General features: G+C 48.3%; 17 protein-coding genes and 1 other RNA gene. 17 read left to right on the top strand and 1 reads right to left on the bottom strand.

Annotation, left to right across the window (positions count from 1 at the left end):
- Window positions 1–154: 154 nt before the first annotated feature.
- Window positions 155–565, top strand: a complete 411-nt coding sequence (locus GC097_RS21270) for a YwiB family protein (RefSeq protein ID WP_171685315.1) — start codon at window positions 155–157, stop codon at window positions 563–565.
- Between the two features lie 5 nt (window positions 566–570).
- Window positions 571–2,244 (top strand): arginine--tRNA ligase, encoded by a 1,674-nt coding sequence (gene argS, locus GC097_RS21265; RefSeq protein WP_171685314.1) that lies wholly within the window; start codon window positions 571–573, stop codon window positions 2,242–2,244.
- 78 nt (window positions 2,245–2,322) lie between these two features.
- On the opposite strand, the gene GC097_RS21260 is transcribed toward argS, so the two are convergent.
- Entirely contained in the window at window positions 2,323–3,489 is a 1,167-nt protein-coding gene (locus GC097_RS21260; protein ID WP_171685313.1) for a S8 family peptidase, read from the bottom strand.
- Between the two features lie 388 nt (window positions 3,490–3,877).
- Between GC097_RS21260 and rpoE the strand changes: the two genes are divergently transcribed.
- The 15 genes from rpoE to GC097_RS21185 all read left to right on the top strand — a co-directional run bounded on the left by rpoE (window position 3,878) and on the right by GC097_RS21185 (window position 16,826).
- Entirely contained in the window at window positions 3,878–4,456 is a 579-nt protein-coding gene (gene rpoE / locus GC097_RS21255; RefSeq protein ID WP_171685312.1) for a DNA-directed RNA polymerase subunit delta, read from the top strand.
- A 314-nt stretch (window positions 4,457–4,770) separates the two neighbouring features.
- Entirely contained in the window at window positions 4,771–6,372 is a 1,602-nt protein-coding gene (gene pyrG, locus GC097_RS21250; protein ID WP_171685311.1) for a CTP synthase, read from the top strand.
- A gap of 154 nt (window positions 6,373–6,526) precedes the next feature.
- The gene (locus GC097_RS21245) at window positions 6,527–6,919 is read left to right on the top strand and encodes a response regulator (RefSeq protein ID WP_079418635.1); all 393 of its coding nucleotides are present in this window, start codon (window positions 6,527–6,529) and stop codon (window positions 6,917–6,919) included.
- 132 nt (window positions 6,920–7,051) lie between these two features.
- Entirely contained in the window at window positions 7,052–7,906 is an 855-nt protein-coding gene (fba, locus tag GC097_RS21240; protein WP_171685310.1) for a class II fructose-1,6-bisphosphate aldolase, read from the top strand.
- A 241-nt stretch (window positions 7,907–8,147) separates the two neighbouring features.
- Window positions 8,148–9,407: a UDP-N-acetylglucosamine 1-carboxyvinyltransferase gene (gene murA, locus GC097_RS21235; RefSeq protein ID WP_171685576.1), complete on the top strand. Its 1,260-nt coding sequence runs from the start codon at window positions 8,148–8,150 to the stop codon at window positions 9,405–9,407.
- Between the two features lie 69 nt (window positions 9,408–9,476).
- Window positions 9,477–10,778, top strand: a complete 1,302-nt coding sequence (gene rho / locus GC097_RS21230; protein ID WP_171685309.1) for a transcription termination factor Rho — start codon at window positions 9,477–9,479, stop codon at window positions 10,776–10,778.
- A 42-nt stretch (window positions 10,779–10,820) separates the two neighbouring features.
- Entirely contained in the window at window positions 10,821–12,095 is a 1,275-nt protein-coding gene (locus GC097_RS21225; protein ID WP_171685308.1) for a radical SAM family protein, read from the top strand.
- A gap of 120 nt (window positions 12,096–12,215) precedes the next feature.
- The gene (rpmE, locus tag GC097_RS21220) at window positions 12,216–12,413 is read left to right on the top strand and encodes a 50S ribosomal protein L31 (protein ID WP_029197218.1); all 198 of its coding nucleotides are present in this window, start codon (window positions 12,216–12,218) and stop codon (window positions 12,411–12,413) included.
- A 91-nt stretch (window positions 12,414–12,504) separates the two neighbouring features.
- Window positions 12,505–12,915: a hypothetical protein gene (locus tag GC097_RS21215; protein ID WP_171685307.1), complete on the top strand. Its 411-nt coding sequence runs from the start codon at window positions 12,505–12,507 to the stop codon at window positions 12,913–12,915.
- A 68-nt stretch (window positions 12,916–12,983) separates the two neighbouring features.
- Window positions 12,984–13,247, top strand: an RNA gene (ffs, locus tag GC097_RS21210) — signal recognition particle sRNA large type.
- 161 nt (window positions 13,248–13,408) lie between these two features.
- Window positions 13,409–15,145, top strand: coding sequence for a DNA polymerase III subunit gamma/tau (gene dnaX / locus GC097_RS21205; RefSeq protein WP_171685306.1), 1,737 nt, complete (start codon window positions 13,409–13,411; stop codon window positions 15,143–15,145).
- 25 nt (window positions 15,146–15,170) lie between these two features.
- The gene (locus GC097_RS21200; RefSeq protein ID WP_171685305.1) at window positions 15,171–15,482 is read left to right on the top strand and encodes a YbaB/EbfC family nucleoid-associated protein; all 312 of its coding nucleotides are present in this window, start codon (window positions 15,171–15,173) and stop codon (window positions 15,480–15,482) included.
- Window positions 15,483–15,527: 45 nt separating this feature from the next.
- Window positions 15,528–16,124, top strand: a complete 597-nt coding sequence (gene recR / locus GC097_RS21195) for a recombination mediator RecR (protein WP_127457620.1) — start codon at window positions 15,528–15,530, stop codon at window positions 16,122–16,124.
- 141 nt (window positions 16,125–16,265) lie between these two features.
- Window positions 16,266–16,553, top strand: a complete 288-nt coding sequence (locus tag GC097_RS21190; RefSeq protein ID WP_246294385.1) for a DUF2508 family protein — start codon at window positions 16,266–16,268, stop codon at window positions 16,551–16,553.
- A gap of 3 nt (window positions 16,554–16,556) precedes the next feature.
- Window positions 16,557–16,826, top strand: coding sequence for a pro-sigmaK processing inhibitor BofA family protein (locus GC097_RS21185; RefSeq protein WP_312875713.1), 270 nt, complete (start codon window positions 16,557–16,559; stop codon window positions 16,824–16,826).
- Window positions 16,827–17,110 lie beyond the last annotated feature (284 nt).

Genomic DNA, 17,110 nt, shown 5'->3' with positions numbered 1-17,110 from the left:
TTGCGTGAGACAAGCCCTGTCTTCGACGGCGTTCCGCAGACTGGACGTGGCAATGCATTGAATTCGTCGATCCTTTCATATAAACTAATACCTAACTTGCCTTATCTTGACATAAGGTGCAAAGAGGACCTGCAGAATAGGAGAATGACGAATCATGACGGATAAAGCGCGTGTGCGCATTCGCATTGAAAGTCGGAGCGGGAGCGAGACAACGGTGCAGAAGGCGCGGGGAGAGCTCTACCGCAAAGGCACTCACACCTACATTCGCTATGAAGAAGAACCCAGCAAGCTTGGACGAACGGTGACGCTCATCAAGCTGGAAGAGAATCAAATCCGCATCGTCCGCCAAGGAGACGTACAAGCGGAGCAAACGTTTGTGCCCGGCGAGAAACGAATCGGATTTTATCATACGCCGCAAGGCCGCTTGGAACTCGAAATCGACACGCATGAGCTGACAAGCGAGGCCGAGCACGGCATCGGAATCACACGATGGAAATATGATTTATATGCCTCCGGCACGCACGCGGGGACATACAGGATTAAGTTGTTAATTCAGGAGGAGTAGGAAGAATGGACGTATTAAACGAAGTCAAAGTCATAGTGAAACAAGCGATTGCGGACGCAGTTGCTGCTGCGGGGATTGTGGATGCGGCGCAATTGCCGGAAATTATTCTTGAAGTGCCGAAGGAGAAAACGCACGGAGATTTCGCAACGAACATTGCGATGCAGCTAACCCGGATTGCGAAGCAGAATCCAAGGCAAATCGCAGAGCAGATTATTGCTAATCTGCAGAAGGATAAAGCGAATATCGCAGAAGCGGAGATCGCCGGACCGGGTTTTATTAATTTTAAAATGAATAAAGTATACCTTTACCCTATCATTGCGGATGTTCTTCAACAGGGGGAGCGTTACGGAGCGAGAAACGTGGGTCAAGGGCTTAATGTGCAAGTTGAGTTTGTCAGCGCCAACCCGACAGGTTCTCTTCATTTAGGACATGCCCGCGGGGCGGCAGTCGGCGACGTGCTGTGTAACGTCCTGGACCTTGCAGGATACGACGTTTCCCGGGAGTACTACATTAACGATGCGGGGAACCAAGTCGTGAATTTGGCCAAATCGATCGAAGCCCGTTATTTGCAAGCGCTGGGTCAAGAGGCTGAAATGCCGGAAGACGGCTATTTCGGAGAAGACATCAAAGGCTTTGCGGCAGACCTTGCCGCAGAGGAAGGGGACCGCCTGCTCAGCTTGCCTGAAGAGGAGCGCCGCGTGTTTTTCCGTTCTTATGGCTTGAAAAAGGAACTCGACAAAATCAAACGCGACTTAGGCCGCTTTGGCGTGCGTTTCGACAACTGGTTTTCCGAGACGTCGATTTATGAAGACAATCTCATTCCGCCCGTGCTGCAAGAACTGCGCGATAATGGACATATCTATGAAGAAGAAGGCGCGACATGGCTGAATACCACTCCGCTAGGTGACGACAAGAACCGCGTGTTGATCAAGAACGACGGCTCCTTCACCTACCTGACGCCTGACATCGCGTACCACCGAAACAAATTCGGGCGCGGTTTCGAGCGCCTGATCAACATTTGGGGCGCCGACCACCACGGCTACATCCCGCGGATGAAAGCGGCTATGACGGCGCTGGGCTTCGAGGCAGATCGACTCGTCGTCTTGATCGCGCAAATGGTGAGCCTTTTCCAAAACGGGGAAAAGGTCAAAATGTCCAAGCGGACCGGCAAAGCGGTCACGATGGAGGATCTCATGGACGAGGTTGGCGTCGACCCGATCCGTTATTTCTTCGCGATGCGCAGCATGGACTCGCATCTGGATTTTGACATGGACTTAGCGGTTTCCCAGTCCAATGAGAACCCGGTTTACTATGTGCAGTACGCACATGCACGGATCTGCTCCATCTTCCGCCAGGCGGAAGAGCAAGGCATCGCGGTGCTCCCGCTGGAGCAGGTTGACCTGCACCAGCTTTCCTCGGAAGCTGAGTTCGACTTGCTGCGCAAGATCGGCGAGCTGCCGGAGGAAATCGCCATTGCGGCGGAACAGTACGCGCCGCACCGGATGATCCGCTATGTTTACGAACTGGCGAGCCAGTTCCATAGCTACTACAGAGGCCATTACGTCATCACGGAGGACGCTGCCTTGACTCAAGCGCGCCTCGCGCTGCTTGGCGCACTGCGCACGACCCTGGCCAACACGCTTCGCGTGGTTGGCGTGTCCGCACCTGAGCGGATGTAACCCGCTCAGCAATCCATACACCCCAAAAAGGAGTTAAGCAGCAGCACGCCGCTTAACTCCTTTCATGTCTCTCGAGCCTCACACCTGTCTCGCAGCACGCAAGGCCCGCCGGGCATTAAGATGCCCGGGCTGCCAGCGCTTGCTCTCGCGCTTGTTAATGCCAATCGCGCAGCGGCGCAGCACGCTTTTGATTTGCTGCGGCGACAAGGGCTTGACGGACAGCATCAAGGCGATAACGCCGCTGACATGAGCGGTAGCCATCGAAGTGCCGCTGAGCTCGTTGTATTTGCCGTGAAGCCAGGAAGAATAGACGCGTTCTCCCGGTGCATAAATATCAATTTGTTTTCCGCGGTTGCTGAAAGGAGCAATACGGCCCAGCCGTGTTGTCGCTCCTACGGAGACGACCTGCGGGAAGCGGGCGGGGTAATCGATCGTTTTTCTTTTGCCGTCATTGCCGGATGAGGCAACAATGACTTTGCCTCTGTAGTAGGCGTTCAATACCGCTTGCTCCAGGGCGCGGTTGTATGACTTCATGCCAAAGCTCATATTGATAATATCGAGATCGTTGTTAACGCACCAATCGATGCCGGCAATAATGTCTGAAACATAAGCGCTTCCGCTGTGGTCGAATGCTTTGACGGGATGAATGATGGACCTGGGCGCTACGCCGATGATGCCTGTTTGACGGCCGGTTGCCGCGATGGTGCCTGCGATATGCGTACCATGGCCGTTATCATCAAAAGGAAGCATACTCTGGTTTAATAGATTGATCCCCCGTGAGATTGAATTCCGTAAGTCAGGGTGATTGTAGTCGATCCCAGTGTCGATGACGCCTACCCGGACGTTTAAACCTAATGACTTGTTCCAAACTTCAGGCGCCCCAATTTGATTAACGCCCCAAGGGATTGTGTTGGAGCCGGAACCGGATTGCGCGCTTGCGCGTTTAATAGTGGGTTTGCTGCCGATCAATTGGTGAACGGTAACTTTCGTATCTTCTTCGATGACCGGGCAGCCTGCAGAATGCTTAAGTTTCGAATCGGGACGGAGCGTGCAGGAGAAGGCATGAATGATGTCTAGAGCACGAACCTTGGAGAGGTTGCTGAGCCGGGATCTCATTCGTTTTAGCTGGGATTTGCATGCGTAGTACTCCTTAGCCGATGAGAAACGGATCATGTGCTTTTTGCCCGACTGCTTGGTGAGTCCGATTTCCTCATGCAGCAAATGAAGAAAGGTGGCTATATCCATACGTGCCATCCCCCCATGACAACTTAGAATCGAGTCTCCCCTATCTTATGTACAGGTCACCTCTTCTGACCGTGTGATAGCCTTTATAGAAATAAATGGGTGCGAAGCCGTGTCAGATGAGCTGTTTTTACATAGGATAAATAGAGAGGCGCGAGCAGGAGTGTCTCTTCCTCAGGTAATGGAAACGCCTGTGATTCGCTCACATCGTTTCCTTAGGATACAGTCACAAGCGGAGGGGGACCTTCGCTTGTATTCATTTTAGGCAGGCTGTCCGTAAGGTTTTTTGAGGGTAGTTGCATTTTTAGAAAAAATAGGTTTTACTTAATGAAGATATTGGATAAGGTAGATAGAAGAAGTGAAGAAGACGGTCGAAAGGGATGTGCCTTAGATGAGTAGCGAATACACACTCAAAATCACCACAGAACAAGCACGCGAAATGCCGATGGTGGATTTGGCGTTTGAATTACTGAAGTCGGCGAATACGCCGTTTTATTACCGTGACTTGATGGCAGAAATTGCAAAAATTAAAGGGTTGTCCGAGCAGCATGTGATGCAAGTGATTGCCCAACTATATACGGAAATCAACATCGATGGACGTTTTGCCTGCGTAGGTACGAACCTATGGGGCTTGAAACGCTGGTATCCTGTCGAGAAGTCAGACGATGCGGTCGGTAACGCGAAGCGTCCGAGAATCATCAACGATGAAGACGACGATCTGGATGAAGACATCTACGCTGAGGAAGAAGATACATACGCTGAGGAAGACGAGTACGATGCGTTTGGTACGGAATCCGAAGAGGAAGAAGCGGAAGAGGATACTGAATTCTTTGAGGATGAAGAGATCGAAGAGGATATTGGCGAAGAAGGCATTGAGGAGTCCGACGATGAGGAAGACGACGATTTGGACGACGATGCCGATCTGGATGAGGACGATTCCGATGTGGATGACGAGGAAGACGACAAATAACTTGTCTTGACAGCCGCTGCCCGTTCAGAGTAAACTATTGCATGGGCTTTAAAAGAATCTTAACAAATCGCGCAAGCGTTCAAAAAAGTGCCCCGTCACTACGGGTGTCACTTTTTTTTGTTTTCAGGCTGTTTTTTCACCATATTTTCATGAAAACCCTCATTTAGTAGAAACTAAATCCGAGGCAGTGGCATCACAACAACGATAGCGAATGCTTACGCTGTAAGCTTTTTGCATAGAAAGACAGTTGGCAAACAACCAGCTCGAGCTCACGACGCCAGTTATCTGGCGAAAACTAAAAGGAGGCGTACATAGTGACAAAATACATTTTCGTTACGGGAGGCGTAGTTTCTTCCCTTGGCAAAGGAATTACGGCAGCTTCCTTAGGAAGACTGCTTAAGAACAGAGGTCTGAAGGTTACGATTCAAAAGTTCGATCCGTACATTAACGTGGATCCGGGGACCATGAGTCCTTACCAGCACGGTGAAGTCTTCGTAACCGATGATGGAGCAGAAACGGATTTGGACTTAGGCCATTATGAACGTTTCATCGATATCAACCTGTCCAAAAGCTCCAATGTAACATCAGGAAAAGTGTATTCCTCCGTTATTACCAAGGAACGCAGAGGGGAATATCTCGGGGGCACCGTTCAGGTTATCCCGCACATTACGAATGAAATCAAAGATCGTGTCCTGCGTGCAGGTCGTGAAGCGCAATCGGATGTTGTTATTACGGAAATCGGCGGTACGGTCGGCGATATCGAGAGCCTTCCTTTCCTAGAAGCAATTCGTCAAATGAAAAATGATATCGGCCGCGAGAATGTGATGTACATTCACGTTACGCTGATTCCTTATATTAAAGCGGCCGGTGAAGTGAAAACCAAACCGACGCAGCACAGTGTGAAAGAACTTCGCGGCTTAGGCATCCAGCCTCACGTTATCGTTTGCCGCACCGAACACTCCTTGACGGAAGAGATGAAGCGTAAGCTTGCATTATTCTGCGATATTGATCCGGCGGCAGTGATCGAGTGTAAAGATGCGGAAACATTGTACGAAGTGCCGATGATGCTTCGCGAGCAAGGACTTGACGATTATGTCGTCAATCACCTGAAGCTCAAAACGAACGATCCGGATATGACCGAGTGGGAAAGTCTGGTTCGCAAAGTGAAATCCTTAACGAAGAAAACCGAAATTGCAATTGTAGGGAAATATGTTGCACTTCATGACGCTTATTTGAGTATTGTTGAAGCTCTTGGACATGCGGGCATTGATAACGACTCCGAGATTAGCATTCGTTGGGTCAACGCTGAAGAAGTTTTCGATCATAACGTGGATGAGCTCCTTTCCGGCGTTCAAGGCATTCTGGTACCTGGCGGATTCGGCGATCGCGGTATTGAAGGCAAAGTATCTGCAATCCGCTATGCTCGTGAGAAGAAAATTCCATTCTTCGGTATTTGCTTGGGCATGCAAGTGGCTGTCATCGAGTATGCGCGTTCCGTTTCCGGTTTGGATGGTGCGAACTCTTCCGAGATCAATCCAACGACATCCTATCCGGTTATCGATCTTCTGCCGGAACAGAAGGATATCGAGAATCTTGGCGGTACGATGCGTCTTGGTCTGTATCCTTGCAAAATCGTTCCAGGTTCTTTGGCGGAGAAATGTTACAATGATGAGCTTGTTTATGAGAGACATCGTCACCGCTATGAATTCAACAATGAATACCGCGAGTTGATTGAATCTGCCGGCTTGCGCATTTCCGGTACTTCGCCGGACGGCCGCTTGGTCGAAATGGTAGAGCTTCCAGGCCACCCTTGGTTCCTAGCGGTGCAATTCCATCCGGAGTTCACATCCCGTCCGAACCGTCCGCAACCGTTGTTCCGTGAGTTTGTGAAGGCGGCTCAGGGTATCCAACACTAGGTGAGGCCAAGCGCCTCCTGAAAAACAACTTATTTGTAAAAGTTTTCAATTTGGCCATCCCTCTTGAAGGAAAACGGAAATGAATAGCGAATACCTTATCTACTGTGAAGTGCAGGGGATTTGCTATTCGTTTTTTCGGGAGGGAACTAGGCTGATGAAGAAGAAAGTACTGATTGTCGATGATCAAAATGGAATTCGCGTACTGTTAATGGAGGTATTCAGCAACGAAGGATACGATACTTATCAAGCCTCTAATGGTAAACTGGCTTTAGAAATCGTCAAAAATTCTTCGCCTGACCTACTATTATTGGATATGAAGATTCCCGGGATGGACGGCCTTGATATTTTGAAGCACGTGAAAGCAATCGATGCCTCTATCAAAGTAATTATGATGACGGCTTATGGTGAGCTGGATATGATTAAAGAAGCGACGGATCTGGGTGCAATTATGCATTTTACGAAGCCGTTTGATATTGATGAGTTGCGCATGGCGGTTAATATGCAGTTAAATAATGAATCTAGCAGCGGTTTTGCAGTGGGATCCTAGTCATAGGGTCTTTTTTTGTGGCTGAGAAGCAAGGGCTTGGTTATCATTTGAAAATATATGTGCTATAATAACTCAGGTATGACAAGAGCGGTCAACGCAAAACTACAAAAAGGTTCTAGGAGGAAGAGAAACATGGCATTGGTTTCAATGAATGAGTTTTTACCTAAGGCAAAAGCGAACAAATTCGCGGTAGGTCAATTTAACATGAACAACCTTGAATTTGCTCAAGCGATCGTGGAAGCTGCAATGGAACTGAAATCCCCTTTCATTTACGGTGTAAGCGAAGGCGCACTGAAATATATGGGTATCGAATTTACAGTAGCAATTGCGGAAGCAGCAGCTAAAAAATCCGGTTTGCCGATTGCTTTGCACTTGGATCACGGCAGCTCCTTTGAAGTAGCAATGAAATGTATCCGCGCAGGATTCAGCTCCGTTATGTTCGACGGCTCACACTATTCATTCGAAGAAAACATCCGCTTGACGAAAGAAGTTGTTAAAGCTGCTCGTGCAATGGGCGTATCCGTTGAGGGTGAGCTTGGAACAATCGGCGGTGTTGAGGATGACATCTCGGTGGACGAAGAGCATGCTAACCTTGCAAAACCAGAAGAAGCAATCCGCTTCTACGAAGAAACAGGCGTTGACTGTCTGGCTATCGCAGTAGGTACTGCACATGGTATGTACGCTGGCGAGCCTAACATTCACTTTGATATTATCGAACAAGTTTCCAAAGCGATTCCAGTTCCGGTTGTATTGCACGGCGGATCCGGCGTACCTGACGAAATGATCCGCAAATCGATCGCAGCAGGCGTTGGCAAAATCAACGTTAACACTGAAAACCAAGTGGCATGCACAGAAACGATCCGCGCGGCTCTGAACAAGGACGCAAAAATTTATGATCCTCGTAAATATCTCACCCCAGCTCGTAACGCAATGGTCGAAGTTGTAAAATCCAAAATTCAATTGTTCGGAAGCAGCAACCAAGCTTAATCATTAATTGTATAGATGCAGTAGGAAATGCAGTAAGGCGCAGACGAAGGATGACGAAATATCCATCGTTTGTGTTCTTACGAGCGTTTCCTTCTTCTGTTTTTTGTCTTTTGTTCTTCATGGGAGCTGTAAGCGTTTTTTATTATCATTTTTTTATATGTCGTTAGAGCCCTTTTTATGTTCATAGAGTTGTAGAGTTTGCTTTTGCAGGATGGCACCTGGATTTAGGGGGAGAATGATGTTGGAGAAATTAATGGTGGTCGGGGGACGTCCACTGCGAGGGACTGTTCAAATTAGCGGAGCTAAGAATAGTGCAGTTGCACTTATTCCAGCTGCGATTCTTGCTGAAACGCCGGTAACGTTGGATAATCTGCCGCATTTGAGTGATGTGGCTACATATACAGAAATTTTGACGGATTTAGGGGCTACGATCGATTGGAATGAAGACCGGATGACGATTGATCCAAGCCGGATGAAATCCCTGCCGATGCCTAATGGGAAAGTTAAGAAATTGAGAGCCTCCTACTATTTGATGGGAGCGCTGCTTGGAAGATTCGGTGAAGCTAACATCGGTCTCCCGGGCGGATGTAATTTCGAACCGCGTCCGATCGACTTGCATATCAAAGGCTTTGAAGCTTTAGGAGCTCAAGTGAGCAATGAGAATGGCGCTTTAAGAATTCGGGCAAAAGAGCTCCGAGGCGCGAAAATTTACTTGGATATGGCGAGTGTCGGTGCGACGATTAATATTATGTTGGCAGCCTCGCGCGCGAAAGGCAACACGATTATTGAAAACGCGGCGAAAGAGCCTGAAATTATAGATGTGGCTACACTTTTAAACTCGATGGGTGCGAAAATTAAGGGAGCCGGTACGGATACCATTCGGATCGAAGGGGTAACGGAAATGCATGGCTGCCGTCATTCCATTATTCCTGACCGCATTCAAGCGGGGACGTATATGATTGCTGCAGCGGCTACGCGCGGCGATGTAACCGTGGACAACGTCATTCCTAAACATATGGAGGCTTTGACGGCGAAGCTTCAAGAAATGGGTGTACATATCTACGAGATGGATGAGTCCATTCGTGTAGTAGGTCAGCCAGAATACTCAAGCGTCGATGTAAAAGCATTAATTTACCCTGGGTTTGCAACCGATTTGCAATCTCCGATGGCAAGCCTGCTGTGCCAAGCCAGAGGAGTCAGCATACTTACGGATCATGTGTACAGCAATCGGTTCAAACATATCCCTGAGCTTGTGCGAATGGGAGCGAAAATGAAAGTCGAAGGACGTTCTGCGATTATCGAAGGTTCTCAGCTTAGCTCGGCTAAAGTCAGAGCCACGGATTTGAGAGCGGGAGCTTCGCTTGTGCTTGCCGGTCTTAGTGTAAGAACGGGCGGTATCACCGAAGTGTCAGGCGTTGAGTTTATTGACCGAGGGTATGAGAACTTGGTGTTCAATCTGTCTTCCCTTGGTGCCGAGGTTTGGCGCGAGAACGCGGAGTAAGGAATAAAGTTCCATACAACAGGCAATGCTAGAATCCAATTGAAAATTTAATAGTTTGGTGGTTGAATCATGAGCATGCAGCTTGCTGAGCTTGAAGTACTCAAGCTTACTGAATTATATAAACTAGCTAAGAAACATCAGATTCCATATTACGGTACGCTGAAGAAAAAAGAACTCATCTTTGCAATTTTACGTGCACAAGCTGCTGAGAGTGGTCTAATGTTTATGCAAGGTGTCCTTGAGATCCTTCAAGAGGGCTTCGGTTTCTTGCGACCAATTAACTATCTTCCAAGCTCAGAGGACATTTATATTTCTGCGTCCCAGATTCGCAAATTTGATTTGCGCTCCGGGGATATTGTCTCGGGCAAATGCCGTCCGCCTAAGGAGAATGAGCGCTATTTCGGGCTTCTTCAGGTTGAAGCGGTCAATGGTGAGAAGCCGGAAACGGCCGCTGAGCGGCTTCATTTCCCAGCGTTGACGCCGCTCTATCCGGACACGCGCATTACCCTGGAAACAGAGCCTAATAAAATATCCATGCGCATCATGGATTTGCTTGCTCCAGTAGGCTTGGGACAACGAGGCTTGATTGTAGCGCCTCCTAAAGCAGGTAAAACATTGCTGTTGAAAGAGATCGCCAACAGTATTTCCACCAACTACCCTGACATTGAGCTTTTCGTTCTGCTCATCGATGAGCGTCCGGAGGAAGTTACCGACATGCAGCGTTCTGTGAAAGGTGAGGTTGTTGCATCTACGTTCGATGAACTGCCTGAGAATCACATTAAGGTTGCGGAGCTAGTCCTAGAGCGCGCTATGCGTTTAGTTGAACATAAGAAAGATGTTGTTATCCTGCTGGATAGCATCACCCGCTTGGCCAGGGCGTATAACCTTGTCGTTCCGCCTACAGGCCGGACGCTATCCGGGGGTATTGATCCCGGTGCCTTCCATCGTCCGAAGCGTTTCTTCGGGGCTGCCCGTAACATTGAGGAAGGCGGCAGCTTGACGATTCTCGCCACGGCGCTCGTAGAAACGGGTTCGCGTATGGATGACGTCATTTATGAAGAATTTAAAGGGACAGGGAATCTTGAGCTTCATCTGGATCGTAAAATGGCGGAGCGCCGTATTTTCCCTGCAATCGACATTCGCAGATCCGGTACGCGCCGCGAAGAAGCGCTTCTGGGCAAGGAAGAACTCGAGAAAATTTGGGCACTCCGCAAAGGCATGAACGATTCCCATGAATATACCGAATCCTTCATCAAGAAGCTTGCCGAAGCGAAGACGAATCAAGAGTTCCTGGACTCTTTGGCATCTCCTTCAGCCGGCGGTTCATCAGGTGGTGCAAGCAAAGGGAAAGTGAAAAACTCTGCATCCTAAAGCGATGCGGAAGATGCTTAACGCATATAGAGGAGTACCGTTATGAATTTGGTTTATTCAGACTCACAAGGAAACGTGTTTGATCATCCGGATTATCTGGCGCTTGGTCGAAACGCGGAAATGATAACAGAAATTATGGAAGACGAGCTGATTCCGCTGCCTGAAGGGGCAACACTTGTCAGTCTTCCTTTTACAAGACCGGTAGGCATTGACGCTGAGACTGGCGATATGAAGCTCGTTCCGGGCGACTATCATGCCGTTGGCGCACTGCTGCCGCAGGGCTTCACGCGCCTGCTGCTTCCCGGCTATGTCAAATCGGACAAGACCAAGGCACTGCCGCTGTTCGGTTATACCGCCGTTGTATGGAAGGATGACGCTTTCTATGTAGCCGCTCGTTTGACGGATAATCCATACTTCTGGAATCCGATTCATTGCGATGTTACGGAGCTGGAATCCCAGGTCAAGACCTTGACGGCCAAGTATCCGGAAAATCGTCTGTATGCCCACTTGTCCAACTGCGCGCTCGGCTATGAGTGTCTGACCGCTTCCAATACGTTTCTCCAGCGTTGGGAAGGGGCCGTTCCGGTCTCCTATTCCTGCAACGCCGGCTGCTTCGGATGCATATCGGAACAGCCTGATGAGAGCGGCTTTGTGGCGCCGCAGACGCGCATGAATTTCAAACCGCAGATCGAAGAGATCACCCAAATCATGCTGGAGCATCTGCGCACACCGGAGAGCATTATCTCCTTCGGTCAAGGCTGTGAAGGGGAGCCCAGCACACAGGCTGCGCTCATTATTCCGGCGATTAAGCAGGTGCGCGAGCAGACGAAGATGGGCTACATTAACATCAACACGAATGCCGGGCTGACAGACCATATCCGCGGCATCGTAGATGCCGGGCTTGATCTGATGCGGGTTAGTACGATCAGTGCTTTGGATGATCATTATAATGCGTATTACAAGCCAAGAGCGTATACGCTCAAGAATGTGGAGAAATCTCTCCGCTACGCTACCGACAAAGGTGTCATAACCTCGATTAACTATCTCGTTTTTCCAGGTGTTACTGATCGGGAGGAAGAGATTGAAGCGATGATCGAATTCGTGCGCAGAACGGGATTAAAATTAATTCAATTGCGCAACCTGAATATTGATCCTGAAAGTTATTTGGGGATTATCCCTAAAGCTCGCGGCGAGCTGCTCGGAATGAAGCAAATGATCGAGATTTTCGAACAGGAATTGCCGGATGTTGTGCTTGGATCTTACTCGCATACGCCAAAGTTCTACACCAGCGATCGAAATGCGACAATGGTTCTCTAAGAGAGAGGCTTCTAGTTGTTTTTTCCATTGCAATAGAACTTCCGGGTATGCTACAATGCAAAAGTACGTCCATTAACTCTGTTTCAGCAAATGATTCAGGGCGGAAAGAGGTGAACCAACATGAAAGCAGGTATTCATCCTACTTATCATGCAACCACAGTGACTTGCGCTTGTGGTAATGTGTTCGAAACGGGTTCAATCAAGCAAAATCTTCGCGTTGAGATTTGCTCCAATTGCCATCCTTTCTACACTGGTAAACAAAAGTTTATCGATGTAGGCGGCCGTGTCGACAAGTTCAAAAAGAAATACGGAATCTAATTGGTATCAATTTCTTTGCTGCCAATCAGCATAAGACATCCTTCCTTGGTCATCCTAAGCTTAGACTTAGAGGCCAATGGGAGGTGTTTTTATGTTCAGGGGTATGCTTAGAATAACAGCAGCCATCCTGCTTGCCATGAGCTTGGTTGGTTGCGGTATTAGTTCGGATAACAAGAATCCGCCGCAGACGAATGAGGCCAAGTATAAAGCGCAGCACTACAAGAAGGACGGCTATTTGGGAATCACAAGTGTGAATCCGAACGATCCGCTTAACCCTACGTATCATCATTATGAGGATGATGCGAACTTAATGAAGGGTGTACTTTCACAATTTCAAGGAATTGAGAAATCCAATATTGCCATCAACGGACCGAATGCTCGGGTGAAAATAAAACCGAAACCGAATATGACGGCGGCTCAGGTCGAAGAGCTGCTCTCGCAAGCCCGAAATGCTTTGGTTACGAATATGCCACGATACAAAATTACCGTGAAAACGATGTAGGAAGCCGGACTTAGGTAGATTTTACCCCTTAGTTGCTATTTGGATGGGAATCGGCTATACTATTTTTACTGTGCTAGACGGGGAGGTAGCGGTGCCCTGTAACTCGCAATCCGCTGTAGCGAGGTTGAATTCCTGTTAGCGGTACTGTGATGTGAGGTCTGGCTCTTACACGTGGTGTTGAGAGTTGGGTCCTTCGCAATGGATGCTCATGAATCCGGTCAGGTCCGGAAGGAAGCAGCCGTAAGTGAGATGTTTCATGTGCCGAAGGGCTGCCTGACTTGAGCTAACGATAAGAGTTCGCTTGTATCACTTTATCAATAACAGGTGCACGGTTTTATGATTATCCAATATGAATTTGAACTAGAACGCCATCTCGCAGGGCGTTTTTTCTTTTGTCCGGGTAAGCCTATGCTTGATCCTCTATTTCATCCCCAGGTGGGTTATAGTATAATGGATTCAGCATTCCACGCAGGGATTATTGGAGAGGAACACTATGGCACATATTGCTCTATATCGAACGTGGAGGTCTCAGACGTTTCGTGAAGTTGTCGGTCAGAGACATATCACGCAGACACTGCAGAATTCTTTGCGGGAAAATCGCCTTACCCATGCTTATTTGTTCAACGGTCCACGGGGAACAGGGAAGACAAGTACGGCCAAAATATTAGCCAAAGCGGTTAACTGCTTAAACGGCCCGGCTGAGGAGCCTTGCAACGCTTGCTCCGCATGTGAACGGATTACGGATGGCGCTGTCATGGATGTGGTAGAGATCGATGCCGCTTCCAACCGAGGCGTTGAAGAAATTCGGGATATTCGGGATAAAGTGAAGTATGCCCCTACCGAAGTCAGACAGAAGGTCTACATCATTGACGAAGTGCACATGCTCACGACGGAGGCTTTCAACGCCCTGCTTAAGACGCTTGAGGAGCCGCCGGCCCATGTCATGTTCGTATTAGCGACGACCGAGCCGCATAAGATTCCGGCAACGATTATTTCCCGTTGTCAGCGTTTCGACTTTCGGCGGGTTTCGATGGATGATCAGGTGCAGCGGCTGAAATATATTTGCGACCAGGAACAGATCTCGATTAACGAGGAAGCTCTTCATTATATTGCACGGCTATCCGATGGCGGAATGCGCGACGCGCTTAGTCTGTTGGATCAGGCGACGTCTTTTGCGACGGGTGAAGTGCAGCTCTCAGACATTTTGTCCATCACCGGCGGTGTGGCTTCCGATCAATTCAAGAAGCTCGTGCTCTTGGTTAAGGAGAAGAATCTTGGAGCCGCGCTGGAGCTTATCGATACGTTTATGCAGGAAGGCAAAAGCGCTGACAAATGTATCGAGAATTTGATTAATTACTTCCGCGATTTGCTCATGGTTCGCATGGTTCCTAATTCGCCGGTCATTGCAGAACGCGTTTTTGATATGAGCGAGCTCAGCGAGATTGCCAGTCACTTCACGCCAAGTGAAATGATGGGTATGATCGAAACGCTGAATCATTATCAGAGTGAAATGAAATACTCCGTACAGCCCCAAACGCTGCTCGAAATTTCCATTATGAAAATGTGCGGCGGCCACAGAGGCGAAGGCAGTGCTTCTGTAAGCCAGGCGGCGGATGCAGGCAGTCGGATGCCTCAAAGCGATCTTTTTGCCCAAATGAGCCAAAAGCTCAAACAACTTGAAGATCAGATAGCCGGACTGGTAAAATCGGGAGTAACGGGTGCGCCGGCTGAAGCGAAGCCTGCTCCCAGAGTACCGGTGGCTTCGGCGCCATCTAAGAAGTCAGGCATCAAACTGGATGGTTACTTGAAAGCTTCGGAAGGTCCGGAAACCAAGGCGGCTTTAATGAAATGGAGCCAGGTATTGGGTCTGGTCAAGGAGAAGAAGATTACTGTCCATGCTTGGTTTGTGAATGGTGATTTGGTATCGATGCTGGACGATGTGGTATTGGTTGCTTTCAAAAATGAGATGCACCGCAACACCACGGAGAAACCGGAGAACAAGCTCATTATTGAGCAAGTGCTGACCTCTGTGTTCGGCAAGCCAATGCGGCTGCTTACGGTTATGCGCAAAGAGTGGGACGACGCCAAGAATGAAGCGACCAGTTCCCCGCCTGAAGTCATGGAACTCGTGGCGGATGAGGGGAGTCCCGGAGCTCCTCCCAAAGAAGAGTGGATCTCCGAAGCGATTCAATTGTTTGGCGAAGCGTTAGTAACCATTAAAGAAGACTAGACTAAATACAAAGGAGCAAACGACTATGAATAACATGAATCAAATGATGAAGCAAGTGAAGAAAATGCAAGAGCAAATGATGAAGGCTCAAGAAGAACTAGGTACAAAAACTATTGAAGGTACAGCTGGCGGCGGTGTTGTTACTTGTATCGTAAACGGACACAAGAAAGTGCAAAGCATCACAATCAAGCCTGAGGCTGTTGATCCGGACGATGTTGAAATGCTGCAAGATCTCGTGCTGACAGCAGTAAATGATGCAATGGCCAAAGCGGAAGAGATCGCAAACAAAGATATGGGCAAATTTACCGGCGGAATGAACATCCCTGGCTTGTTCTAGTCACAACCATGAGCTACAAATCTGAAAGATGAGGGAGAACTTCCTTTGTATTACCCCGAACCGATTTCCAAGTTAATCGATGCTTTCTCCCGGTTGCCGGGAGTAGGCCCCAAAACGGCGGGGCGCCTTGCCTTTCATGTACTTCGCATGAAAGAAGAAGACGTGATTGATTTCGCGAAGGCGCTCGTCAATGTGAAGAGGAACCTCCACTATTGTTCAGTCTGCTGCAACATTACGGATGTTGATCCATGTCGGATCTGTCAAGACAAGAACAGGGACGGTTCTGTCATTTGCGTCGTGCAGGAGCCTAAGGACTTGGTCGCTTTGGAACGAACCAAAGAGTTCGAAGGCTACTATCATGTTCTGCATGGTGCGATTTCCCCGATGGAGGGGATCGGACCGGATCAAATTCATATCGCAGAATTGCTCAAGCGGTTGGGGGATGAAACCGTACAGGAGTTAATTTTGGCAACGAACCCGAATATCGAAGGCGAAGCTACGGCTATGTACTTGTCCAGATTAGTGAAGCCATTCGGTCTCAAGGTTACGCGTATCGCACACGGACTGCCTGTGGGTGGAGATTTGGAATATGCGGATGAAGTGACGCTGTCCAAAGCTATGGAAGGCCGCAGGGAATTATAAATAGAGTTCTGTAAAAAAAGGGGGCTGAAAAGCTCTCTTTTTTGTTTATGTAAAAGAAGTGCAAAAGTTCTAATTGTTCCTTTCCTCCCATATGCATAAGGATAGATTAACCCGCATTTGGGGTCATGGAGGGTTTGCTGAATGAGACCAGCATTATTAGGCATGTATGGACGGAAAAATCCACAAACCAAAAAAAGCGTGAAAGAGGAGCTTTTGAGGGACAAGCAGATGCTGATTCAAGAAATTCGTACGGCTCATGCCAATTGGGTGGCAGCTCAGGCACATTTTGAATTTGCATTGGACAAGGATCAGATTGATTATGCCATCTATGCGATGGAAGCCGCAGAAAAAAGGTTTGAAATGCTAATTAAGCAAGCTAAGAAGCTAAATCTGAGCATGATTGATACGGATCGATTATTGGAGGTGTAAAACGTGTATATCAAATACGCGGTATGGGGATTACTCGTGCTGTCCTCACTAATGCTGCTTGTTATTGTTTTGCGTAACCGTGGCGGTGGCAGGCTGTTATCTGCTCTTGGATTAAATGTTGTTGTGGCGGCATTCCTCCTATACACATTGAATCTACTGAGTGCTTACACGCATATGGACCTGCCGATTAATACGGCTACAATAGGGACGGTAACGGTTCTAGGCGTGCCTGGGCTTCTGCTCCTCGTAGGCTTAAAACTAACCTTACTTTAGGTGGAAAAAAAATACAGTTGTTTGAAGGGTTGACTCAGCTGAAGTATCTGTGGTATCTTATAAAAGTTGCCGCTGAGACACGCGGGAATAACAAGTAACTCGAGAAAAACAAGTTGCAATAGAAATACAAGTATGGTATATTGGTCTTCCGGCTTTCGAAAGAGAGCGGGTTGGACAAGAAAACTTGATCTTTGAAAACTGAACAACGAGTGAGTAAGCACAGTCGAGTAATCGACTATAAATGAGATGAATAATCTCGCTAGCAAGTCAATTGAGCAAGTCAG

Origin of the sequence: Paenibacillus planticolens (assembly GCF_013141725.1) — a bacterium.
Lineage (GTDB): Bacteria > Bacillota > Bacilli > Paenibacillales > NBRC-103111 > Paenibacillus_E > Paenibacillus_E planticolens.
The sequence above is the reverse complement of the archived record's forward strand: the minus strand, read 5'-3'. Positions and strand labels throughout refer to the sequence as shown.